General features: G+C 72.9%; 18 protein-coding genes. 11 read left to right on the top strand and 7 right to left on the bottom strand.

Annotated elements, in window-relative coordinates; genetic code table 11:
- Positions 1-7: 7 nt before the first annotated feature.
- The 3 genes from LC193_RS22330 to LC193_RS22340 all read left to right on the top strand — a co-directional run bounded on the left by LC193_RS22330 (position 8) and on the right by LC193_RS22340 (position 2,933).
- Positions 8-739, top strand: a complete 732-nt coding sequence (locus tag LC193_RS22330; RefSeq protein ID WP_226076872.1) for a PaeR7I family type II restriction endonuclease — start codon at positions 8-10, stop codon at positions 737-739.
- A gap of 173 nt (positions 740-912) precedes the next feature.
- Entirely contained in the window at positions 913-2,010 is a 1,098-nt protein-coding gene (locus LC193_RS22335; protein ID WP_226076874.1) for an NAD(P)/FAD-dependent oxidoreductase, read from the top strand.
- On the top strand, positions 2,007-2,933 hold the full coding sequence (locus LC193_RS22340) for an RNA polymerase sigma-70 factor (protein WP_226076876.1): 927 nt from the start codon (positions 2,007-2,009) through the stop codon (positions 2,931-2,933). The genes LC193_RS22335 and LC193_RS22340 overlap by 4 nt, the downstream gene beginning before the upstream one ends.
- Before the next feature lie 84 nt (positions 2,934-3,017).
- On the opposite strand, the gene LC193_RS22345 is transcribed toward LC193_RS22340, so the two are convergent.
- Complete coding sequence (locus LC193_RS22345) at positions 3,018-6,323, bottom strand: S8 family peptidase (protein WP_226076877.1); 3,306 nt, start codon at positions 6,321-6,323, stop codon at positions 3,018-3,020.
- Between the two features lie 390 nt (positions 6,324-6,713).
- Here LC193_RS22345 and LC193_RS22350 point away from each other — a divergent pair, with 390 nt between their 5' ends.
- Positions 6,714-9,827, top strand: a complete 3,114-nt coding sequence (locus LC193_RS22350) for an FG-GAP-like repeat-containing protein (protein ID WP_226076878.1) — start codon at positions 6,714-6,716, stop codon at positions 9,825-9,827.
- A gap of 43 nt (positions 9,828-9,870) precedes the next feature.
- Here LC193_RS22350 and LC193_RS22355 read toward each other — a convergent pair whose 3' ends face one another.
- A complete protein-coding gene (locus LC193_RS22355) occupies positions 9,871-10,845 on the bottom strand; it encodes an SDR family NAD(P)-dependent oxidoreductase (protein ID WP_226076879.1) in 975 nt (324 codons plus the stop codon).
- A 111-nt stretch (positions 10,846-10,956) separates the two neighbouring features.
- Here LC193_RS22355 and LC193_RS22360 point away from each other — a divergent pair, with 111 nt between their 5' ends.
- Complete coding sequence (locus tag LC193_RS22360; RefSeq protein WP_226076880.1) at positions 10,957-11,622, top strand: TetR/AcrR family transcriptional regulator; 666 nt, start codon at positions 10,957-10,959, stop codon at positions 11,620-11,622.
- A 31-nt stretch (positions 11,623-11,653) separates the two neighbouring features.
- Here the strand turns inward: LC193_RS22360 and LC193_RS22365 are convergent, their stop codons facing one another.
- The 3 genes from LC193_RS22365 to LC193_RS22375 form a co-directional block, all read right to left on the bottom strand.
- Positions 11,654-13,195, bottom strand: coding sequence for an MFS transporter (locus LC193_RS22365; RefSeq protein WP_226076881.1), 1,542 nt, complete (start codon positions 13,193-13,195; stop codon positions 11,654-11,656).
- Positions 13,192-13,791 carry a TetR/AcrR family transcriptional regulator gene (locus LC193_RS22370; RefSeq protein WP_226076882.1) on the bottom strand — a complete coding sequence of 200 codons (600 nt, stop codon included), beginning with the start codon at positions 13,789-13,791 and terminating at the stop codon, positions 13,192-13,194. Before LC193_RS22370 ends, LC193_RS22365 begins: the two co-directional genes overlap by 4 nt.
- An 89-nt stretch (positions 13,792-13,880) precedes the next feature.
- A complete protein-coding gene (locus LC193_RS22375; RefSeq protein WP_226076883.1) occupies positions 13,881-14,282 on the bottom strand; it encodes an ArsI/CadI family heavy metal resistance metalloenzyme in 402 nt (133 codons plus the stop codon).
- An 84-nt stretch (positions 14,283-14,366) separates the two neighbouring features.
- On the opposite strand from LC193_RS22375, the gene LC193_RS22380 reads away from it, so the two are divergent.
- From LC193_RS22380 to LC193_RS22405, 6 genes are all read left to right on the top strand, one after another.
- The gene (locus LC193_RS22380; protein ID WP_226076885.1) at positions 14,367-14,762 is read left to right on the top strand and encodes an ArsR/SmtB family transcription factor; all 396 of its coding nucleotides are present in this window, start codon (positions 14,367-14,369) and stop codon (positions 14,760-14,762) included.
- Positions 14,759-15,859, top strand: a complete 1,101-nt coding sequence (gene arsB, locus LC193_RS22385) for an ACR3 family arsenite efflux transporter (RefSeq protein ID WP_226076887.1) — start codon at positions 14,759-14,761, stop codon at positions 15,857-15,859. The genes LC193_RS22380 and arsB overlap by 4 nt, the downstream gene beginning before the upstream one ends.
- Entirely contained in the window at positions 15,852-16,316 is a 465-nt protein-coding gene (locus LC193_RS22390) for an arsenate reductase ArsC (RefSeq protein WP_226076889.1), read from the top strand. Before arsB ends, LC193_RS22390 begins: the two co-directional genes overlap by 8 nt.
- 213 nt (positions 16,317-16,529) lie before the next feature.
- Positions 16,530-18,749, top strand: a complete 2,220-nt coding sequence (locus LC193_RS22395; RefSeq protein WP_226076890.1) for an MMPL family transporter — start codon at positions 16,530-16,532, stop codon at positions 18,747-18,749.
- Positions 18,750-18,804: 55 nt separating this feature from the next.
- Positions 18,805-19,701, top strand: coding sequence for a LysR family transcriptional regulator (locus LC193_RS22400; protein WP_226076892.1), 897 nt, complete (start codon positions 18,805-18,807; stop codon positions 19,699-19,701).
- A gap of 109 nt (positions 19,702-19,810) precedes the next feature.
- The gene (locus tag LC193_RS22405; protein ID WP_226076894.1) at positions 19,811-20,440 is read left to right on the top strand and encodes an HAD-IA family hydrolase; all 630 of its coding nucleotides are present in this window, start codon (positions 19,811-19,813) and stop codon (positions 20,438-20,440) included.
- A gap of 97 nt (positions 20,441-20,537) precedes the next feature.
- Here LC193_RS22405 and solA read toward each other — a convergent pair whose 3' ends face one another.
- The gene (gene solA / locus LC193_RS22410; RefSeq protein WP_226076896.1) at positions 20,538-21,671 is read right to left on the bottom strand and encodes an N-methyl-L-tryptophan oxidase; all 1,134 of its coding nucleotides are present in this window, start codon (positions 21,669-21,671) and stop codon (positions 20,538-20,540) included.
- Between the two features lie 134 nt (positions 21,672-21,805).
- The gene (locus tag LC193_RS22415; RefSeq protein WP_226076898.1) at positions 21,806-23,191 is read right to left on the bottom strand and encodes a sodium/glutamate symporter; all 1,386 of its coding nucleotides are present in this window, start codon (positions 23,189-23,191) and stop codon (positions 21,806-21,808) included.
- Positions 23,192-23,357 lie beyond the last annotated feature (166 nt).

Raw genomic sequence — 23,357 nt, forward strand, 5'->3', positions numbered from 1 at the left:
ACGGATCTTGACGGTCACCCGCCAAGACTTCGAAGACGCCATCGCGGCGTACTGGGGTGCCAGAGAACTCCAGAGGGAGCAGTCGGCGATCAAAGCCGCTGTGGGGGCAGGGACAGCAGGTTCCGTGCGTGGCGGCAAACACTTCGACGCCATCGCCGTTCTCCTGTCGAAATTCTTCCTCGACGCCGGGTACCCGCCGGAGAGTATTCGCGTCGCCAAGTCGCAGGGGCTCGAACTGCCCGGCTACTACCGGCCGCAGAAGCAGTGGGACCTGGTGGTCGTCCACAGGGACACGCTCGTGGCTGCCTTCGAGCTGAAGGCCCTTGGCGGCCCGTCGTTCGGCAACAACTACAACAACCGGGTCGAGGAGGCACTCGGCAGCGCGCTCGATCTGCGCCACGCGGCCTTGGCCGAGCTGTACCCCGGAGAGGAACCCTGGCTCGGATACTTCTTCATCATGCAGGACGAGGCGGGGTCCCGCAGGCCGGTCAAGCCGGCCAAGGGCGCCTTGCCCGTGGACGACATCTGGCGCGGAATGTCCTACCAGGAGCGCTTCGGTGTCTTCTGTCAAAGGCTCCTGTCCGAGCGGCTCTACGACGCGGCTTGCTATATCACCTCCTCGGCTGCCGACCCGGTACCGCATGAGCCTGTCGACAAGCTCGACTGGCGCCACTTCTCCGCCGCGATAAACGCGCGGCTCGCCTACCTCGAGGAACTCGGCTTCCCCGGACGGCGGTGAGCCGTGCCGCCTCTCGCGTGTGCGCACGCCGCCGACAGCCGCCCGCCGTGCGGGTGCTGAGGCGTACGCGGTCCGGTCGGCCGCGAAGGTGACGCACGTCACTCCCGCAGGCCGTCACGGGCGGGGCTTTGGGCGCATCCCGTGTGTACCGATGGCACAACGGGAGGCGGAACATGAAGGTCGTGGTGGTGGGCGCCGGATACGCGGGGACGATCGCGGCGAACCGGCTGGCCAAGAAGGTGGGGGCGGCGGGGATCACGGTGGTCAATCCGCGCGCCGACTTCGTCCAGCGGATACGGCTGCACGAACGGCTCGCGGGGGCCTCGGGCGCGGCGGTGCCGCTGACAACCATGCTGAGGGAGGGGATCGCGACGCGGCTCGGCGTCGTCGACAAGATCGGCGACGGGCAGGTCACCCTGGGCGACGGTGCGAGCCTCTCGTTCGACCACCTGTTCCTCGCGGTGGGCAGCACGGTCGCCCCTCTGCCCGGCACCGTTCCTGTGGGGACCTGGGAGGGCGCGGAGCAGGCCCGGTCCACGCTGGCCGGGCTGCCGGGCGGACGCGTGGTCACCGTCGTCGGCGGCGGGCTGACGGGCATTGAGACGGCCGCCGAGGTCGCGTTCCGCCGACCCGACCTGCGCGTGCGGATCGTGGGGGAGACGATCGCCCCGAGCCTGTGGGAAGGAGCGCGGCAGCGGGCGCGACTCGGTCTTGACCGACTGAACGTCGAGGTCGTGGAGGACAGTGTCGAACGGATCGACCCCGGTACGGGGGAGGGCGGGAGCGACGTGCTGCGGCTTCGTTCCGGCCGGTCGTTCGTCTCGCACCTCACGGTGTGGGGGATCATCGGGAGTGTGCCCGACCTGGCCGCCCGCAGCGGGCTCGATGTGGACGCGGAGGGGCGCGCGGTGGTCGACGCGCACCTGCGCAGCGTGACCGACCCGCGGATCTACGTCGTCGGTGACTGCGCGGCCGTCCCCGGCTCCCGGGCGTCCTGCGCGACGGCTATGCCGCAGGGCGCGCACGCGGCGGACACACTGGCGCGGGCGGTCGGGGGCCGCAGGCCGACGGCCTTCTCGATGAGCTACGCGGGGCAGGCGTTGAGCCTGGGCCGTCGTGACGGCGTCATCCAGCTCAGCCACCGGGACGACACCGTGCGCCGGCGCCACCTCGCCGGGCGCGCGGCGGCCGGGATCAAGGAACGGGTCTGCCGGTTCACGCTGTTCGGCGCCCGCACCGCCACCTACACCTGGCTGCGGGACCCGAAGTGACCGAACGGCGGGAGACCACTGGTCCGCGAGACGCTGCCGAAAGGACCGACGCGGCCGAGGAGTTCACCGCGCACAGGGCCCTGCTGTTCTCGATCGCGTACGAGATCCTCGGGTCCGTGGCCGACGCCGAGGACGTGCTCCAGGACAGCTACCTGCGGTGGCGGTCGGTGGACCGCGCCTCGGTGGAGAACGCGCGGGCCTACCTGGCGCGGATCGTCACCCGGCAGGCGCTCGGCGTGCTGCGGTCGGCGGCACGCCGCCGCGAGGAGTACGTGGGCCCCTGGCTGCCCGAGCCGCTGGGCACCGACGCGGTGGGCGGCACGCCGGACGGCATCGACCACGTGCTCACCGGCGAGGCCGTGACCACCGCGATGCTGCTGGTGCTTGAGGCGCTGACACCCACACAGCGCGCGGTGTTCGTACTGCGCGAGGTGTTCGGCTTCGACTACGCCGAGATCGCCGCCGCGGTCGGCAAGTCCGAGGGCGCCGTGCGGCAGTTGAACCGGCGTGCCCGCCACAGCGTGCGCGCCCGCCGGCACGCGGCCGTCGCCAGTCCGGCCGAGGCGCGGCCGGTCGCGGAACGGTTCCTGACGGCCGCCGAGACCGGAGACGTTCAGGGCCTGATGGAACTGCTCGCACCCGACGTGGTGTTCCTGGCCGACGGCGGCGGGGTCGTGAGCGCGGTGCGGCGCCGGGTGGCCGGGCGGGACAAGGTGGCCAGGCTGTTCCTCGGGCTGCTGGCCAAGGGGTCCGAGATGGGGGAACTCGACCTGCGCTTCCGCACCTACAACGGGATGCCCTCCCTCGCGGTGCTCCTCGACGGCCGGCTCGACCAGCTGACCTCCTTCGAGATCCGCGACGGTGCCGTGACGGCCATCTACAGCGTCCGCAACCCGGACAAGCTCACGGCGGTCACGGTCTGAGTCGGTCCGAACCCGTCAGGGCCGGTCGGGGAAGGGCCCGGGCCCGGCCGTGGTGGCCGGGCCCGGGCGCGTCCCTTGGTGTGGTCAGCGGGTGAGGTAGGCGTTGATGACGGTGACGGTCGAGGTGCCGCCGTCCTGGTCGGTCAGCGAGCCGCGCAGGGAGACCGAGCCGTCCGCGGGCGGGTTGCGCAGGACGACGGTGTCGCCGCGCACGGGCTTCTCCTGCCACGTCTCGCCGCCGTCGAAGGACACCTCGACGGTGAGGTCGGCCAGGTTGTCGGCGGCCGGGCCCTGGACCTCGACGGGGATGCGGAGGGGGGCGCCGCCCGGCGCGGTGCCGTCGGGGGCGAGTTCCGGCGTGAACCGGACGACGGACAGCGGCAGGGGCGTGGCCCGTTCCGGCGACACGTGGGCGGAGTCGAAGCCGAACTCGGCACGGACCTCGCTGCTCAACGGGCCTGGGCGGCTGACGGTCGACGTCCACGTGTAACGGCCGTCCTCGGCTGGCAGCCCCTCGGCCTCGATGTATCCGGCGTCCTCGTACCTGGCGATCTCCTCACCGTCGAGGGCGAGCGTGGAGAGCGCCGACGTGTACTCGGACTCGCCCGTGTTGCCATCGGCGTCGGTGAACAGGCCGACCGAGCCCCACAGCACGTCGCCCTGGCGGAACAGTCCGTTGTACGTGCCGAAGCCGGGCCCGAAAACGGGGGCGTTGAAGGCGGTCCGCACGTGCTCGCCCGCCTGGTAGGTGCGAGTCGGAGCCCTGAACACCTGGTACTCGTAGGTGTCGTCCAGCACCCTCAGGTTGGCGTTCCAGGGAATGTCGCCGGCCATGACGTACAGGTCGGTGGTGGCGGGCAGTTCGCGCTCCGGGGAGTCGGAGCTGTAGTCGTCCGAGTTGACCCACAGGGAGCCGGTCGAGCCCTCGGTGACGGCGTTCTGGGCCACCTCGACGCGGGCGAGTTCCGATGCCTCGACGTGCTCGTCGAGGCCCGTGAAGCCGGTCCCCCGGCGCTGGAACGCGGCGTGGTACTCGGTGTTCTCGCCGCTGATCCAGCTCCGGTACATGCTGACGGTCAGGCCGTCCTCGGGCACGTCGGGGCCGGTGTGCAGGGTGCGGTAGGCCGGTCGGTCGATGTCGCTGCCGATCTCCCGCACGCGCGGGGTGCGCACGTTCATCGCCTGGCCGGACGGCTCGGCCTCCGCGTCGAACACCGTGATGTCGACCGGCTCCGTCTCCCGGTTGTCCAGGGCGAGCGTGGTGTCGGCGCGCAGGTCCGGCAGGGCGGCCGTGTGGTTGATGCGTTCGATGACCTCTTCGGCCTCGGAGTCCCACACGGTCGTGGACAGCGACAGGACGTAGGTGCCGGGCGTGACCTCCAGCACCGGCCGGGCGGGGCCGTCCTCCTCGTAGTGGCTGAAGAAGTGGGCTTCGCCGGTGTCCAGGTTCGTCACGTACCCGGCCCAGCCGGTGGCGGGAAGCCCGTCGTCGCCGGTGACCTCGATGGCGAGTTGGTAGACCTCGGCCTCGCGTTCGACCGCTCCGGCCGTGCGCACGGCGGTCGTGCCGTCGGTACCGGTGGCGGTGACGGTGAACGAGAAGTGGCCGGTGGCTTCGTCACCGTGGCGGGTGTCGGCGGTGACGGGAACGGTGGCGGTGCCCCCGGCGGGGACGGTGACCTGGTCGGCGCCGAGGGCGAACATGCCCTCGGGCGCGGGAGCATCGCCGGGGCCGTTGGTGGTGAGTGCGAGGTCGAGCGTGACGTCCTCGTCGCCGAGGTTGCGGTAGGTCAGGTCCTCGGTGACCGGCTCGTCGTCCTCGTGCGGCCACGCGGCGGTGCCGAAGTCGAGCGAGACCGGTTCCGCGACGACCTCCTGCGCGATGGCGCGGGCCACGTCGAGCCGTCCGGTGCCCTGCTGCATCTCGCCGCCGTCGGCGGGGGCGGCGGCCGAGCCGACCAGGGCGGCCTTGATGCGCTCGCCGTCCCAGTCGGGGTGCGCCTGCGCGAGCAGCGCCGCCGCGCCCGCGACGTGCGGGGCCGCCATGGAGGTGCCGGAGATCCCGGCGTAGCCGTCCGCGACAGGCTCGCCGTGCTCGGCCACGGCGCTGCCCTCGGCGGCTGCCGCGCCGATGGAGACGCCAGGCGCGGTCAGGTCCGGCTTGACCAGGCCGCCGCCGTCGGCCCCCGGGCCGACGGAGGAGAACTCGGCGAGCGCGTCGGCGTCGTCGACCGCGCCCACGGCGAGGGCCGCCTCGGCGCTGGCCGGGCTGGAAAGACCGCCCGGTTCGTTGCCGCTGTTGCCCGACGCGGCGACGAACAGCGTGTCGCTTTCGGCCGACAGCCGGTTGACGGCCTCCTCCAGCGGGTCGATACCGGGCTCGTCGAAGCCGCCGAGGCTGAGGTTCACGATGTCGGCGTCCTGCGCGACGGCCCACTCCATGCCCGCGACGATGCCGGATTCGAGACCGAAGCCCTCGTCGTCGAGCACCTTCCCGTTCAGCAGCTCGGCGCCGGGCGCCACGCCGCTGAACGTCCCGCCGGAGTGGGCGCCGGTGCCGGCGGCTATGGACGCCACGTGGGTGCCGTGGCCGTCGCGGTCGGCGAGGTCGGGGGCCTCGGAGAAGTTCTCGGCGGCGACGACCTTGCTGCCCGCCAGGTCGGGGTGGGTGGCGTCGATGCCGGTGTCGAGGACCGCGATACGGGTCCCGGAACCGTCGAATCCGGCCTCCCACGCGGCCGGGGCGCCGACCTGCGCGGTGCTGGTGTCGAGCAGCGCCTCGCGGACGGCGTCCAGCGCGATGCCCGCCACGCCGGGGGCGGCGGTGCGCAGCCGCGGGTTGTCGCCGGGGCTGTCGGTGAGGGCGTTCCAGGTGGCGCTCGCGGTGCTCTCGTCGAGGACCAGCGCCCGCGCGTTCAGGCTGTCCAACTCGGCGTGCGCTGTGCCGGGCGCGTCGCCCCGGGCGGCGGCGGTGGCGTTCTCGTAGCGGACGACGACGGGCAGACCGCCGTCGGCCAGCCGGTCGTACTCGGGCCTGCGCAGCTCCATGACGTCGAACAACCGCCGGTCGACGACGCCCTGTTCGACCAGCGGCATGGCGTCGGACGGAATGACGAACCGGCTGTCGCCCTCCTCCGACACCGTGGCCCGCATCCCCTCGCGGCCCTCGGCCGGAACGAACCCGGTCGGCTCGCCGTGCGCGTCGAGCGGAACACGGTCCCCGGTGATCAGCAGGACGGAGTCCGCCGCGGTGGCGTTCCCCTCGCCGCCGGTCGGCGCGTGGGGGGTCGCGGCGTGCGTGGGCGACGCCCCGAGTGTCAGGCCCGCGAACGCGGCTGTCAGCAGTGTGGCGACGGCGGGCGCGGGGGGTCGGTTTTTCCTTCGGCGCATCCAAGTCCTCCTAGGATCTTGGTCGTTGGTGCGCCCCCGGGTGGGGGGAACCGGCACGGGTGTCCGGTCACACCTGTATCTGTCCGCGAACGACCGGCGGTTCCGCAGAAGTTCGGCAGCGACCGCCGCGGCGTGGCCGGGGTCGGGGGCGGTGATGGTCTGGTGGCGAGCCCAACTGCGGGCATGATGGGCGATCTCGACGCCGCCACCGACAACCTTGTAGATTTCTCCCGGGCGAGGGGGGCGGCTTCCGGGTGTCGCCATACGGCAGCCGAAGACTCGCGTCCGTCTGCCGCCTCGCGCCAGAGACCGACGGCCCGCATCGGGCGGGCGGGGGGCCAGCGGCCGGGCCGGACACGGCCGGGCGCGGATGAGGACGGTTTTGTGCGCTTGCGTGCATTGATCGCCGTGTCGGCGATCCTGATGAGTCTCTTGTCGGTTGTCGGTGCGGCGGCGAGCCCGGCTTCGGCCGCCGGCCTCCAGTTGTGGCCGGTGATCACCAACAACTTGCAGGGCGCCACTTCCGGGGGTGACAGCAAATGGAGCACGTCAGTGGCGGGGTTCGCACGGGCCGCGGAGATTGTCGCGCTTCAGGAGGCGGGTCCGGAGCCGCCGGGAAGCGGTAGCATCGACCGCACCGTTATCAATCCCAACGCACCCGGCAACTCCGGCTTCGTCCAGCATCGTCAATGGACGCCGTTCCGCGAGTCGTACGAGGTCTACTTCCTGCAAACCGATTCGGCTGGTGGTTCCTATGTGGGAAACCGCAACAACCTCGCCATAGTCACGCAGCGGCCGGCGGATGAGGTGACCATCGTGACCAACCCGAACCCAGCCGGTCGCAACGCTCTGGGTGTCCGCTTCGGTGACAACTGGTACTTCAGCTACCACGCTCTCTCCGGCGGTGGCGTGGACGCCCCGGCGATGCTGGATGCGATCGCCAACTTCGTGAACAACCAGGGGCAGAACCGGACGTGGACCGTGCTCGGCGATTTCAACCGCGATCCCGATTCGTTCTTCCGGCCGCCGCAGACCTGGCTCTACCGGACGCATGAGGCGACCCACCAGAATGGTCAGGAGTTGGACTACGCCGTCTCCTCGGAGAACATCCCGGACCATCCGGTCGCCAGGCTGCCCGGAGCGAGCCCCGATCACTACGCGGTGGCGATCGGCGCGATGCGTGCCGCGGCCGAGCCGCCGGAGTTGCGGATACTCCCGTTCGGCGATTCGATCACGTTCGGCGCGGGCAGTACGACCGCCGCGTACCGGGGGCCGCTGTTGGATGAGCTGCGGCAGTGGGAGAACACCACGGTCAACTACGTCGGCTCCCAGCGCTACGGGAACATTCCGGACAACGAGAACGAGGGCCATCCGAACTGGAAGATCAACGATCTCATCGGCATCACGGATTCCGTGATGGACACCTACAAGCCCAACGTGGTGCTGCTGCACATCGGCACCAACGACATGAACGAGGCCATCGATCCGGTCGGCGCTCCTGACCGGCTGGGCAGCCTGATGGACAGGATCTTCGCCAAGCAGCCGGACGTGACGTTGATCGTCTCGACCCTCGTCCCGTCGGCCTACGATGTCACTGAGCAGCGCATCGTCGACTTCAACCGCAGCTTGCCCCAGGAGGTCTACGAACGGCAGCGCGACGGCAAGCGCGTATGGCTGGTCGACAACTTCTCGGCGTTGGACGAGGCGTCCGACTTGGCCGACTTGCTGCATCCGAGCGACGATGGTTACCGCAAGATGGGCGAAGTCTTCTACGAGGGGATCGAGGCTGCCGCGTCGGCGGGCTGGATCAGCCCGCCGGCGACTTCCCCCGGTGGGGGCACCGGCGGCCCGGTCCGGGGTTGGGTTCCGCAGGGGACCGTCGCAAGCGGCACCATGGCTCCGGTCTCCGCACCCGGCAGTCTGTCCCTGAGCGGCGGTGATCGGGTCCATTACGCCGACATCAACGGAGATGGCAGGGCGGATTTCATCGTCTCACGCGAAGTCGGCGAGGCCGATGTCTGGTTCAACGGCGGCGTCAATACCGACGGCACCATCACCTGGAACCACTCCGCGCAAAAGCTCTGGGGCCTCCCCGCGGCCCGATGGAGTTTTGTCGACGTCTACGGCGACGGCCGGGTCTTCGCGATGACCGTCGCGCCCCGCGAGGGACCGAACGGCGAGATGGTCGATGTGCTTTACGGCGCCGGTTCGCAATTCCGCCACCAACCCCGCTCTTCATTGAACATCAATCACCGCTTCGCCGACATCGACGGCGACGGCGCGGCCGAATGGTTGCAGGTCTACCCCAACAGCTCGGTCGAAGCCATCCGGCATGAACCCGGCGTCATGGCCCCCTGGACCAGCGAACCGCAGGTGGTTGCCTCAGGCGTCGGCGAGCCGGGTGGCCATGTGCGCTTCGCCGACATCAACGGGGACGGCCGGGCCGACTACTTGGTCGTCGATCCCGACGGCACCGTTCAGGCGTGGCTCGGCGGCGGGCCCAAGCCCGAAGGCGGCGACTACGTCTGGCGCCCGCAGGGCACCATCGCCACCGGCCTCCGTTCGCCCAGCAGCCAGATCCAGTTCGCCGACCTGGACGGCGACGGCAGGGCGGACCTCCTCGATGTGAACCCCGCCACCGGCGAAACCTGGCTGTGGCGCAACGGCGGCCAACCCGCCGGCCCCGGCTGGACCTGGCAGCAGCAGGGTTCCATCACGGCAGCCAACACCAGCCAGGCCGTCTACGCCGACATCAACGGTGACGGCCGGGCCGACTACCTGCAAATCAACGCGGACAGCTCGGTTCAGGCGTGGCTCGGCGGCGGGCCCAAGCCCGAGGGCGGCGACTGGTATTGGGCGCCGCAGGGGACCATCGCCGGCGGTGTCGGCGCGCGTGGCCGCAACGTCCGCTTCACCGACCTCAATGGCGACGGCCGTGCCGACTACGTGGTCGTCAACGCGGACAGCTCGGTCCAGGCGTGGATCAACGGCGGGCCCAACCCCGGGGGCGGCGACTGGTACTGGATTCCGCAGGGGACCATCGCCGGCGGCGTCGGAGTGCCCGGCGGCAACGTGCGGCTCGCCGACCTCAACGGCGACGGCCGGGCCGACTATGTGGCCGTCAACGACAACAGCTCGGTTCAGGCATGGATCAACGGCGGGCCCAAGCCCGAGGGCGGCGACTGGTACTGGGCGCCGCAGGGGACCATCGCCGGCGGCGTCGGCGCGCCCGGCCGCAACGTCCGCTTCGCCGATCTCACCGGTGATGGACGTGCCGACTACCTCGTCGTGCACGCCAACAGCGCGGTCGACCTGTGGGCCAATGGCGGGCCCAAGCCCGAGGGCGGCGACTGGTACTGGGCGCCGCAGGGCACGACCGCCTCCGGCGTCGGCGTGCCCGGTGGCCGGATCCAGTTCGCCGACATCGACGCCGACCGCCGCGAGGACTACCTCGACGTCGATCCCAGGTCCGGTGCCACCCGGGCCTGGATCAACTTCGGCTGACGGGGCGGCACCCGCCGCACGGGTGCCGAACCGCGCTGCCTCATCAGGCAGGTGATCCGGCCCCGCGGCGCCCCGGGCTTTCCCGGGGCGCCGCGGGGCACGCGTTCCGCTCGGGCCCGGCGAGGGGGAACCTCACCCCGGTGAGGTCTTCCGAGACGGCCCACAGCCGCTGCTGGGCGGCTGCCTCGTACGACTCCTGGCTTGAGGTGACCGGCCTGGGGTGGCCCCTGACCTCGCGGCGTCCGCCGGGGCCGTAGTACTGGCCGCCGAGCGCGGCGGGGTCGGTGGCGGCGCGCAGCGTCGGCAGCGCGCCCATCGCCGGGGACTGGGTGAGCAGCGGCGCGAGCCAGGTGATGGGGAGCCGGAGTGCCGCGGGGAGGTTGCGGGCGAGTTCGGTGCTGGACACGCCGGGGTGCGCGGCCAGCGCGGCGGTGGTGCCGTGCGGGGCGAGCCGGCGTTGCAGCTCGTAGGTGAACATCAGGTTGGCCAGCTTCGACTGGCCGTAGGCGGCGATCCGGCTGTACGACCGCTCCCACTGGAGGTCGTCGAAGTGGATCGCGGCCCGGATACGGTGGCCGGTGCTGCTGACCGTCACCACGCGCGATCCTGGCACCGGCAGCATCAGGTCGAGCAGCAGCCCGGTGAGCGCGAAGTGGCCGAGGTGGTTGGTGCCGAACTGCATCTCGAAGCCGTCCTCGGTGGTCCGCTTCGGGGTGTGCATCACGCCGGCGTTGTTGATCAGCAGGTCGATCCGGTCGAAACGGGTCCGCAGCGCCGCCGCCGCGGTCCTGACGGAGCCGAGCGAGGCCAGGTCGAGCGCCTGCACGGTCACGTCGCCCCTCATGCGGGCCGCGGCCCGCTCGCCCTTCCCGGCGTCGCGCACGGCGAGGACCACGGACGCCCCGCGCTCGGCGAGGGCCTTGGCGGTCTCGTACCCGAGTCCGGTGTTGGCCCCGGTCACCACGGCCACCCGCCCGCGCTGGTCCGGTATGTGCGCCGTCGTCCATTTCTCGCCCATGGCAGGCTCCCCAGGTCAATTAACGTACCGGAAGTATCTTGTGCTGACGACAGTAAAGTACCCCCGGTACGCTGTCAACGTACCGGGGGTACGTAAGTTAGGCTGGCGGTCGTGACGTTCCAGCGGGCACGAACCGAAGAGCAGCGGGAGATCCGGCGGCGGGCGATCCTCGACGCGGCGTCGGCGATGCTCGACGAGATGCCCGTGGCCGCCGTCACCCTGAACGAGCTGAGCCGCCGGGTGGGCCTGGCGAAGCCGAACGTCCTGCGCTACTTCGAGTCCCGCGAGGCGGTGCTGCTCGAACTGCTCGACCGCTACCTGGAGGAGTGGCTGACGGAACTGGCGGGCGCGTTGTCCGCCGACGTCGACGAGGAACGGCCCATGGCCGAACGGGCGGTGGCAGTGGCCGGGACCCTCAGCCGCTCACTCGCGGGCCGCGTGGTGCTGTGCGACCTCTTCGGCGCGCAGGGCGGCGTACTGGAGCACAACGTCTCCGTCGAGGTCGTGGCGCGCTACAAGCGCGCCTCCCTGGAACGCCTGGCCGCCATGGCCGGCCTGATCCGCGCGTACCTGCCGGAGCTGGGCGGGAACGCGACCCTGTTCTGCCTGCACACCATGGCCATGGCCGGTGCGCTGTCGGCCTACAGCACGCCCCCGCCCAGCTTGCGGGCGGCCTACGAGGCCGAGCCGGAGCTTGCCCGTTTCCACCTGGGTCTCAAGGACTCCCTGGAGCTGTCCCTGAACGCCACCCTCCTCGGCGTGCTGCCCCGCGGCTGACCGGCGGCCCGCCGCCCGTTCGCCCGGCCGGTCAGTGGTGCTGCTGCTCGGAGAGGTCGAGGTCGCGGGGGACCAGGAAGAAGACCACGGCCGCGGCGGCGAGCATCGCCAGGCCGCCGGCGAGGCCGGTCTGGGCGAGCGAGTCGGTGAACGCCTCGCCGGCGCGCGCGGCCAGTTCCTCCGAGCCCGTGCGGGAGGCGATGTCGAGGGCCGCGCCGACCGACTCCTGCGCCGCCGCGACCTGCGCGTCGTCGAGGCCGTGCCCCGGGATGTGCTCGATGTCCAGGTGCGCGCGGTAGACCGCGGACGCGGCGCTGCCCAGGATCGCCACGCCGAGCACGTTCCCCAGGTCGTAGGAGGTCTCCTCGATCGCGGCGGCGTTCCCCGCCTTGGCCTGCGGCGTGCCGGACATGATGATGGCCGACGCGATCGCGAGGGACCCGGCCCCCGCGCCGAGCAGGGTCAGCGCGAGGGCGACCACCGGGTAGCCGAGGGCCCCGGGGACGGCCCACATCGCGAGGAAGCCGAGCCCGGCGACGCCGAGCCCGCCGGCGAGCACGGTCCTCGCCCCGATCCGCATCGCCAGGGGCGGGGCGACGAGCGAGGCGACACCCGCGCCCGCGGCCATCGGCAGCAGGTACACGCCGGCCTTCAACGGCGAGTGGCCCTCGACGAGTTGCAGCCACTGGGCGACGAGCAGCAGCAGCGCGCCCATCGCGAACATCGACGCCAGCGCGGCGACGGAACCGGCCGTCAGGGGCGCCCGGCGGAACAGCCGCACGTCGAGCAGCGGATCGGGGCGGCGCAGGCAGCGCAGGACGAACCAGGTCAGCAGCACGGCCGCCGCCAGCAGCGCGGCCCACGCGGGCGGCGCGGAGAAGCCGTCCTTGGCGAAGCGTTTGATCGCCCAGACCAGGGCCACCATGCCCGCGATCGACACCACGGTGGCCGCCGCGTCCCAGCGGCCGGGGGCCGGGTCGCGCGACTCGGGCAGCAGGAGCAGCCCGGCGATCAGGGCCGCGGCCATGAGGGGCACGTTGACCAGGAAGGCGGCGCGCCACGAGAAGTGTTCGAGCAGGAACCCGCCGATGATGGGGCCCACGGCCGCGCCGAGCGAGGAGGTGGCGGCCCACACGCCGAGCGCGGTGGCGCGTTCCGCCGGGTCGGGGAACACCGCCCTGATCATCGACAGGGTGGTCGGCATGATCATCGCGCCGCCCATGCCGAGCAGGGCCCTGACCGCGATGACGAGGCCGGGGGTGTCGGCGATCAGGACCACGAGGGAGGCGCCGCCGAACACCGCGAAGCCGGCCAGCAGCAGGAGCTTGCGGCCCCACCGGTCGGCCAGCGCGCTCATCGCCACCAGCAGCCCGGCCAGGACCAGCGAGTAGATGTCGACGATCCACAGCTGCTGGCTCGCGGAGGGCGCCAGGTCGGCGGTCAGGTCGGGCAGGGCGACGTTGAGGATCGTCATATCCATGACGACGACGAGCAGGCTGGCCGAGAGCACGGCCAGGGCCGCCCACCGCCGCCGGGTGGACAGGGCGAGGGGCGCGGAGCCCGGGGCGTTCACTGTGCGGTTTCCTTGCTTTCCGTGGCCCGGCTGGGCATCAGCGCGGCGAGCGCGCGGGTGAGGGCGGCGACGTCGAGCGGCTCGTCGTGCAGCATGGCGTGGTCGGCCGCGCCGTCGGTGAACACCGCCACCGCGAGCGCGGAGGCGGGGTCGGTGTGGGCGGACAGGACGTGCACCAGCCCGTCGAACCAGCGCAGCGCCAGCGGGCGCAGCGCGGGGCGCCGCACGGCGGCGAAGTACAGGGCGGCGTCGGCCTGCACGCGGGGGCGGTCGGCCAGGTAGGAGTGCAGCGCCTCGGCCAGGGCGGCGGGGCTGCCGGCGCCGTCGGCCAGCGCCTCGGCGAGCCTGGCCAGTTCCTTGTCCATCTCCTCGGCGAGCAGGCGCAGGGCCGCCTCCCGCAGCTCCTCCAGGGTGGAGAAGTAGTAGGTGGTGGCCCCGAGCGGCACGCCGGCCCGCTCCGCCACCCGCCGGTGCGTCAGCTCGTCGCCGCCCTCGACGGTCAGCTCCGCCGCCGCCCTGACGAGGGACCGGCGGCGGCCCTCGGGGTCCCGGCGCGCCGGGGGAACGCGTTTCTCGTGCCCGCTCGCGGCAGCCACGGGACCACCTTCCGGAAGAGACCGTGTGGACTGGTACGCATGTAATAGTACAGGCGTACAGGAACGGGCGGGGCGGGTGGGGCGGCCGGTCAGCGGGCGAGCACGGGGGCCTCGCCGCTGCCGTCCGCGTCGGCCTTGACCGTGTAGACCTCCCAGCGCTCGCGGCCCGGCGCGGTGACCCAGACCTTGTCCTGGAGCGCGTAGCAGCAGGTGGTGTCCTTCTCCTCGAACGTGGCGAGACCGGCGTCCGCGAGGCGCGCGGTGGCGGCGGCGACGTCCTCGGTCGCGGCCACCTCGACGCCCAGGTGGTCGAGCCCGGTGTCCGTTCCGGCCTCGCCCTCGATCAGGACGAGCTTGAGCGGGGGCTCGGTGACGGCGAAGTTGGCGTAGCCCTCGCGGCGCTTGGCCGGCCCGGTGCCCAGTAGCCGGGAGTAGAAGGCGATCGACGCGTCGAGGTCGGGGACGCGCAGGGCGAGCTGAACGCGGGACATGGTGGTCTCCCATCGGTCTGGATCGACGTTTGTCGATGCAGGTTGCAGCTTGCAGCTTGAATCGAAGAATGTCAACATAGGCACATGTCGAAACAAGCTGGTGAGGGCGCGCGGACCGGCGGTGCCGCGGACTGCTGCCCCGGATTGCTGACCGCGCCGCTCGACGAGGAGCAGGCGGCGGAACTGGCCCCGGTGTTCAAGGCGCTCGGCGATCCGGTGCGGCTGCGGCTGCTGTCGATGATCGCCTCGCGCGCCGGGGGCGAGGTGTGCGTGTGCGACCTGACCCCGGCGTTCGACCTGTCCCAGCCGACGATCTCCCACCACCTGAAGCTGCTCAGGCAGGCCGGGCTGATCGACTGCGAACGCCGGGGCACGTGGGTGTACTACCGGCTCGTCCCGGGGGCGACCGACCGCCTGGCCGGCCTGCTCACCCGCCCCGCGGGCGAGCCGCTGCCCGTGCTCGCGGCAGCCGGCGCGTGAGCGCGCCGCCCGGGACGGCCCGGCTGTCGTTCACCGACCGCTACCTCGCCGTGTGGATCCTCGCCGCGATGGCCGCGGGCCTCGGGCTGGGCCGCCTCGTCCCGGGGCTCGGGGACGCCCTCGCCACCGTGACGGTGACCGGCGTCTCGCTGCCGATCGCCGTCGGGCTGCTGGTGATGATGTACCCGGTGCTGGCCAAGGTGCGCTACGACCGGCTCGGCACCGTGACCCGCGACCGGCCGCTGCTGATCTGGTCCCTCGTGCTGAACTGGGTCGTCGGCCCGGCCCTGATGTTCGCGCTCGCCTGGATCTTCCTGCCCGACCTGCCCGAGTACCGCACGGGCCTGATCATCGTCGGCCTGGCGCGCTGCATCGCCATGGTCGTCATCTGGAACGACCTGGCCTGCGGCGACCGCGAGGCCGCGGCCGTTCTCGTCGCCATCAACTCGGTGTTCCAGGTGGTCGCGTTCTCCGCCCTCGGCTGGTTCTACCTGTCCGTGCTGCCCGGCTGGCTCGGCCTCCAGCAGACCGCGCTCGACGTGTCGGTGTGGGAGATCGCGCGCAGCGTGCTGATCTTCCTCGGCGTCCCGCTCGCCGCCGGCTTCCTCACCCGCCGCGTGGCCGAGCGGATCAGGGGCCGCGCCTGGTACGAGGCCGCGTTCGTGCCGCGCGTCGCGCCGCTGGCCCTGTACGGGCTGCTGTTCACGATCGTCGTCCTGTTCGCCCTCCAGGGCGAGGCCATCACCTCCCGGCCGCTGGACGTCGCCCGCATCGCCGCGCCGCTGCTGGTCTACTTCGGGCTGATGTGGGCCGGGGCGATGCTGCTCGGCCGCGCCGCCGGCCTCGGCCACCCGCGTGCCACGACGCTGGCGTTCACGGCCGCGGGCAACAACTTCGAACTCGCCATCGCCGTCGCCATCGCCACCTTCGGCGCCTCGTCGGGGCAGGCCCTGGCCGGTGTCGTCGGGCCGCTCATCGAGGTGCCCGTCCTCATCGGACTCGTGCGCGTCGCCCTCGCCGCCCGCCGTTTCTTCCCCGAACCGTCCGCCCCGGCCCCGGCCGCCCGCGCCCCGCAGGAAGGCACCGCACGTGTCTGACGCCCGCCCCTCCGTCCTGTTCGTCTGCGTCCACAACGCCGGCCGCTCCCAGATGGCCGCCGCCCTCCTCACCCGCCTCGCCGGGGACCGGGTCGAGGTGCGGTCCGCCGGGTCCGCGCCGGCCGGCGCCGTCAACCCGGTCGTGGTGGCCGCGCTGCGCGAGGTGGGCGTCGACATCGCCGCCGAGACCCCGAAGGTCCTCACCACGGACGCCGTGCGGGCCTCGGACGTCGTGATCACCATGGGCTGCGGGGACGCCTGCCCCGTCCTGCCCGGCCGGCGGTACCTCGACTGGGCGCTCGACGACCCGGCGGGGCGCGATCTGGCGGCGGTCCGGCCGATCCGCGACGATATCGAACGCCGCGTGCGCGGCCTGCTCGCCGACCTCGGCGTCGAACCGGCCGGGGGCGGCGGCGCCGGCCCGGGCACCGGCGACCGGTCCGGCACCGGCGGCTGAACCGGCAGCGCACCGGCGGCTGAGCCGGCACCGGCTCGTGCGGACGGGCTGGCCGGCTCGTGCGGCCGGGCCGGGCGCCCGCGCGCGCGACCCGGCGCCCGGCGGTGGCGTGACCGGGCCGCCACGGGATACCCGGTCAGGGGAGCCTGCCCGGGTGCGTCCCGGTGGCGGGCCGCCCCGCCCACATCTGAACAGCAGAAGGAGCTTCCCACCATGGCGACCCTCCTCCACCGGATAGGCCGCGGGGCCTTCCGGCGCTGCCGCCTCGTGCTCGGCCTGTGGCTGGTGGCCCTCGTCGCGGTCGTCGCCGGCGCAGCGGCCGCCGGCGGATCGTTCGACGACGAGTTCACCATTCCCGGCTCCGAGTCCCAGGAGGCGCTGGACGCCCTGGCCGCGGACTTCCCCGCCGCCGCCGGCACCAGCGCGCAGATCGTCGTGCAGGCCCCGGAAGGCCGTTCCGTGACCGACCCCGCGTACGCGGCGGCGATCGAGGAGACCGTCGCCACCGCCGCCGAGGGCCCGCAGGTGGCCGCCGTCGTCGACCCCGCGACCGCGGGCACCGTCTCGGAGGACGGCCGCGTCGCGCTGGCCCAGGTGCAGTTCGAGGTCGAACTGCCCGACCTGCGCGACTCCTCACTCGACGCCGTCGAGGACGCGGCGCAGGCCGCCCGCGACGCGGGCCTGCGCACCGAGGTCGGCGGCGTCGCCTACAGCATGACCGCCGTGCACGTCTCGCCCGTCGAGCTGATCGGCGTCGCCGTCGCGCTGCTCGTCCTGGTCATCACGTTCGGCTCCCTGCTCGCCGCCGGAATGCCGCTGGTCAGCGCGCTGATCGGGGTCGGCGTCGGCCTGGCAGGGATCATGCTGCTCAGCGCCGCGACCACCGTCTCGTCCACCGCGCCCACGCTCGCCCTGATGCTCGGGCTCGCCGTCGGCATCGACTACGCGCTGTTCATCCTCTCCCGGCACCGCTCCCAGCTCGCGAACGGCATGGACCCCGAGGAATCCGCGGGCGTCGCCACCGGAACGGCCGGCAGCGCCGTCGTCTTCGCCGGACTCACCGTGATCATCGCGCTCTCCGGGCTCGCGGTCGTCGGCATCCCGTTCCTCACCGTGATGGGCCTGTGCGCCGCCGCCACCGTCCTGGTCGCCGTCCTGGTCGCCGTCACGCTGCTGCCCGCCCTGCTCGGCCTCGCCGGGCACCGGCTGGTGCCCGCGCCGGGCTCGCGCGCCGCGCGCCGCGAGCGCGAGGCCGCGGCCGGCACCACCCCCACCGGCGGCGAACGCTGGGCGCGGCTGGCCGTGCGCCGCCCGCTGCCCGTCGTCCTCGGCGTCGTCGTGCTGCTCGGCCTCGCCGCCCTCCCGGCCCGCGACCTCAGCCTCTCCCTGCCCGACAACGGCACCGCGGCCGAGGACTCGGGGCAGCGGCAGGCGTACGACCTGATCAGCGACGCGTTCGGGCCCGGCGTCAACGGCCCGCTGCTCGTCCTCGTGAACGGCGCGGGGCAGGACCCCCAGGCGCTCGAACAGGCCGCGGGCACGGTCGCCGGCACGCTGAACGAACTGCCGGGCGTGGTACTCGCCGCGCCCGCGCAGGGCGACCCGGACAGCGGCACCGCCGTGGTCCAGGTCGTGCCGGAGACCGGTCCGCGCGACCCGGCGACCGCCGACCTCGTGCACGAGATCCGCGACAGCGCGCCGCGCGTCGCGGAGGCCGCCGGGGTCGAGGGCCTGTCCGTCACCGGCAACACCGCCGTCGGCGTCGACGTCTCGCAGCGCCTCGGCGACTCGCTCGTGCCGTTCGCCGCCGTCGTGGTGGGCCTGGCCCTGCTCCTGCTGATCCTCGTCTTCCGCTCGCTGCTCGTGCCGCTCAAGGCCGCGCTCGGCTTCCTGCTGACGGTCGGCGCCTCGTTCGGCGCGGTCGTCGCGGTCTTCCAATGGGGCTGGCTCTCCGACGTGTTCGGCGTGACCCAGACCGGGCCCGTCGTCAGCTTCCTGCCGATCATCCTCATCGCCATCCTGTTCGGGCTCGCGATGGACTACGAGGTGTTCATGGTGTCCCGCATGCGCGAGGAGTACGTGCGCGGCGCCGCGCCGCGCGCCGCCATCACCGCGGGCGCCGGGCACGCCTCGCGCGTGGTCACGGCGGCGGCGCTGATCATGACGTTCGTGTTCGCCAGCTTCGTGCTCTCCGACGACACGACGATCAAGCCCATGGCGTTCGCGCTGGCCCTCGGCGTCATGGTGGACGCGTTCCTCGTCCGCATGACGCTCGTGCCCGCGGTGCTCGCCCTCCTCGGCCGCCACGCGTGGTGGCTGCCCGCCTGGCTGGACCGCGCGCTGCCCGACCTCGACATCGAGGGCGAACGGCTGCGCCACCGCACCGGCGCCGCGCCCGCCCCGGCCGGCTCGCGTGCGGACGGCGGGGTGTGAAAGGGTCCCAGCGACCGGACCGGACATACCGGGTGAACGAGGCGGGGTGCGCGTGGTGGAACTCAGGCAGCTGCGGTACTTCCTCGCCGTCGCCGAGGAGCTGAGCGTGACGGCCGCGGCCCGCCGCTTCCACATGGCGCAGCCCGCGCTCAGCCAGGCCATCACCAAACTCGAACGGCAGCTCGGCGCGCCGCTGTTCGACCGCGGCGGCGGCCGGCTGCGGCTCACCGCCGCGGGCCGGCTGCTCATGCCGGAGGCCAGGACCCTGCTGGAGCGGGCCCGCGAGATCGCCGACCTCGTGCCGCACGCGCAGGGGCAGGAACGCACCGTGCTGCGCGTCGGCGCCATCGCCTCGGCCGTCTCGGGGCTGCTGCCGCGCGTGCTGCCCGCGTTCCTCGGCCGCCACCCGTGGGTGCTGCCCCGGGTGTACGAGATGGGGCAGCGCAGGCAGGCCGACGCGGTCCGCAACGGCGAGATCGACATCGGCGTCTGCCGGCTGCCGCGCGGCGAGGCAGGGCCCGCCGTCCACGTGCAGCCGCTGGGGGACGAGCCGCTGTGCTGCGCCGTCGCCGAGGGCGACCCGCTGGGGGCGGGGCCCGTTCCGCTGGCGGCGCTCGCCGGGCGCGACCTCGTCGGCTTCCCCAGGGCGCTCGCCCCGGTCGCCTACGACACGATCGTGTCGGTGTGCATGCGGGCGGGCTTCTCGCCCCGGTTCAGCCAGGAGGCGGAGAACGACCAGGCCATCCTCGGCCTCGTCGCCTGCGGACTCGGCGTGGCGCTGGTGCCCGAGCTGACCACGCGGCTCGCCGTGCGCGGCGTCAGGTACCTGCCGGTCGTCGACGCGCACGCGGTGACGCCCCTGTCGGTGATCGTCAGCGCCGGGGGCCCGCCCGAGGCAGCGCTGCTGCTGCGCGAGGCGCTGCGCGCGCTCCGCCCGCCCGACGGCGGCTGACCCGCCGCGTGGGGGCACGGCGCGCGGTGCGGTCGGGGCCGTCGGGGCGTGGGCCCGGTCCGTGCACGCCCCTGGGCCGGAACACGCCCCCCGTGGCACCATCGTGCGGGTGAACGCTCAGGACTTCGACGCCCTGCTGTGCGACCTCGACGGCGTCGTGCGCCTGTGGGACGCCGAGGAGATGCGCGCCATCGACCGCGCCACGGGACTGCCGGACGGGTCGCTGGCCGCCGCCGCGTTCCACCCGCCGCTGCTCGACGCGGCGGTGACGGGGCGCATCACGGACGAGCAGTGGCGGGAGCGGGTGGCGGCCGGGCTCGCCGACGCCTGCGGCTCGCGGGACGCGGCGCGCGACGCGGTGCGGCAGTGGTCGGCCCTGACCGGGCGGGTCGACGCCGAGGCCGTCGCGCTGCTGCGGCGGGTCAGGCGCACCGTGCCCGTCGTGCTCGTGTCCAACGCCACCACGCGGCTTGAGGCCGATCTCGCGGCACTCGGCCTCGACGGGGCGTTCGACGCCGTCGTCAACACCTCGCGCATCGGCTTCGCCAAGCCCGACCCGCGCGTCCTCCACGCGGCGGCCGGTCGGGTGGGCGCGGACCCGGCGCGGTGCCTGTTCGTCGACGACACCGCCGGGCACGTCGAGGCCGCGCGGGCTGCCGGGCTGCGCGCGCACCACTACAGGACCGCCGACGGCCTGCGCGCCGCGCTCGGCCTTCCGCTCGGCCACCTGTCCGGCTGACCACCGCGCCGCCGCCCGCGCCCGGCGGCCGTTCCCGCGCGGCCGGGCCCGTCGCCGGTCCCGGCCGTTCACGGCGTTCCCTGCGACGGGCCCGGGGTCAGGCCGCGGTGAACCGCGCGGCCGACATGGCGCCCAGATCCAGGTCCGTGCCGCCCCGCAGCGCCAGGTCCGCCGCGATCCGGCCGAACGCGGGGGCCAGCTTGAAGCCGTGGCCGGAGAAGCCGGCCAGCACCAGGGCGCGTTCTGTGCCGGGCACCCGGTCGACGACGGCGGTGCGGTCGCTGGTGTACGCGTCCATGTAGACGCTGTAGCGGACCGGGTCGGGGTGCAGGCCGGGCAGGAAACTGCGCACGGCCTCGCCTATCGGGCGCAGCCGCCGTTCGTCGAGGTCGCGGGTGTACTCGTCCGTGCCGGACAGGTCGCCGAACGCGTCGGCGAAGCCCGTCTTGACCGACATCCCGTCCATCATCGGCACGCCGAACAGGTGGACGCCGTCGGTGTCGCGGATGAATGCGGGGAACCGCTCCGGCGCCCATTCCGCCGGGTCGCCCGTGGGCGCGAACCAGGTCAGGACCAGCGGGCGCAGCGTCAGGTGCGGCGCGAGGCCGGGCACGAGCTGCCTGCTCCACGGACCGGCCGTGAAGACCACGGTGCGCGCGGTGTACTCGGTGCCGGCCGCGGTGATCCTCACCCGGTCGTCCTCGAACCGCACGTTCTCCACCGGAGTGTGCGGCAGCAGCCGCGCGCCGTGCCGCTGCGCCTGCGCGCAGGCGGCGAGGACGGCCAGCTCCGGCCGCAGGACGCCGCCGCCCGCGTCCAGGATGCCGATCTCGCCGTCGTGCACGCGGTGCTGCGGGTAGCGGGCCGCGAGCACGTCGGGGTCGAGGATCTCGTGGTCGAGGCCGTGCTCGTCCACCGACTCCCGCACGCGCCGCATCTGCGGCAGTTCCGGCAGGCCGATCGACAGGCAGCCGGTGGGCCGGAACAGCGGCAGCCCCGAGCTGTCGGACAGCTCCTGCCACAGGGCGCGGGCCCGGCGCAGCATCGGCACGTAGGCGGCGCCCTCGTGGTAGGCCATGCGGAACAGGCGGGACTCGCCCGCCGACGCGCCCCGGTCGTGCCCGAGGCCGTACTGCTCGAAGCCGAGCACGGACGCGCCGGACCGTGCCAGTTGCCAGGCGGTCATGGAGCCCATGGCGCCCAGACCGATCACTGCGATGTCGGCGTCCACGAGGACACTCCTTCTCGTTCTCGTACGAGTCTTCGGGTTGAGTCGGGATGAGTCGGGTTGAGTCGGGTCGGGTGGGATCGGCTCTACGGGTCGGGTCTTCCGTCGGAAGCGCGCGGTTCGCGTGCGAACGGAGGTCAGGGCGTCCCCGCGGTCCCGCCGCCCCGGGGGCCTTCCGGGCCGCCGCCGCGCGCGGCACGCAGCGCGCCGCGCGCGAGCAGCAGGGCGAGTGCGCAGGTCACGAGGCCGAGCACGGTGTAGCCGCCGGCCAGCGCCCAGACGGCGCCCGCGGCGATGATGGTGGGGGTCAGCGTGACCGTCAGCGTCTCCACCGGCGCGAGCGGCAGGTAGGCGAGGCCGAACTCGTCGAGGGTCCGGGTCTTCAGCTTCGGGTCGCTCATGCGCAGCAGGGCCACGCCCGTGGACACCGATCCGGTCGCCCAGCCCCAGGTGAACAGCGCCCTCTCGAACCAGTGCCGGTCGAACACGCGCGGCGCCACGACGAGGAACAGGAACAGGCACACGGCAAGACCGGCCGCGAACAGCAGGAGCAGCGGAGCCAGGTAGTCGGCCACGAAGCTGGGCACGATGGAGGCGATGCCGCACACGATCAGCACGTCGGTGGCCGATCCGGACACACTTTTGATCGTCTGGGGGTCGACGTAGCGCCAGGCGGGGGTGCGGCCGACCGCGAGGCGCAGCACGAGACCGACGAGGAACGCGACGGCGAACACCGGCACCGCGAAGTCGGGCCACAGGTCCCCGACCCACTCCGACAGCCCGTACGCCGCCGCCGCGACCGCGGCCACCAGCGACACCTGGAGGGCCAGCGGCTCGATGGACACCGCCGAGGTCGTGGCCCGGCCGGTGGCGGTCCTGTCCTTCTCCTCGCGGATCAGGCCGGAGCGCAGTTCCTCCGGCAGCCCGGCGAACGGGCCCACACCGCCCGCGTGCCCGCGGCGCGCACCCCAGTTGGTGATGATGATGCCGCCGACGATGCCCACGAGCATGCCGACGGTCGCGGAGGTGAAGCCGAGCGAGGTGGCCTCCTGCCAGCCGTCGTCCTCGAACGCCGTGCCGAGCGCCGCCGCGGTCCCGAATCCGCCCGCCCAGCCCGCGAATAGCAGGGTGCCGAACGCGTCCGGGGTTCCCCAGACGGGGCCGAGCAGAATCAGCGCGAAAGCCAGGCCGATACCGACCTGCACCGCATACATGCCGATGGAATAGAGGGAAAAACTCCCCGTCGACTTCCCGAAGGCGCCGAACCCGCTGTCGCTCGACAACGCGAGGCACGCGAATACGGCGACGATGAGCACGGAGGAATAGGTGCCCAACTGGTCGGAGAACGGCAGGATATCGAGGACTTCAGGGCCGAGCAGCAGGCCGAGCCCTCCGGCGATGACGCTGGACGGCAGCATCAGCCGCTGCACGAAAACCAGCCGGGCGCGGGCGATCGTTCCGGTGACGAGCAGGGCCGCGATGAGTCCGGCGTCACTGAGAAGTGACCAGGGCGTGTAATCCATCCGAACTCCTCGTCGATCGCAGGTGACGCCGGATTTCTATCACCGCTATCGGGAACCGGAACAGAGGGAAACCCATACGAAGAAGCGGATGGTGCCATACGCGGTGGTTATGGTCCAACGGTATGCGGACTGTCCGCCGAATGCGGGACCGAAATCGTCACCGGCA

The organism is Streptomyces marincola (genome assembly GCF_020410765.1).
GTDB classification, from domain to species: Bacteria; Actinomycetota; Actinomycetes; order Streptomycetales; family Streptomycetaceae; genus Streptomyces; species Streptomyces marincola.

What these genes read in the sequence shown, in the direction of transcription:
- LC193_RS22335 (WP_226076874.1), top strand. Translation starts at nt 913, where the DNA reads ATGAAGGTCGTGGTGGTGGGCGCCGGATACGCGGGGACGATCGCGGCG.
- LC193_RS22345 (WP_226076877.1), bottom strand. Translation starts at nt 6,323, where the DNA reads ATGCGCCGAAGGAAAAACCGACCCCCCGCGCCCGCCGTCGCCACACTG.
- LC193_RS22355 (WP_226076879.1), bottom strand. Translation starts at nt 10,845, where the DNA reads ATGGGCGAGAAATGGACGACGGCGCACATACCGGACCAGCGCGGGCGG.
- LC193_RS22375 (WP_226076883.1), bottom strand. Translation starts at nt 14,282, where the DNA reads ATGTCCCGCGTTCAGCTCGCCCTGCGCGTCCCCGACCTCGACGCGTCG.
- LC193_RS22380 (WP_226076885.1), top strand. Translation starts at nt 14,367, where the DNA reads ATGTCGAAACAAGCTGGTGAGGGCGCGCGGACCGGCGGTGCCGCGGAC.
- LC193_RS22395 (WP_226076890.1), top strand. Translation starts at nt 16,530, where the DNA reads ATGGCGACCCTCCTCCACCGGATAGGCCGCGGGGCCTTCCGGCGCTGC.
- LC193_RS22415 (WP_226076898.1), bottom strand. Translation starts at nt 23,191, where the DNA reads ATGGATTACACGCCCTGGTCACTTCTCAGTGACGCCGGACTCATCGCG.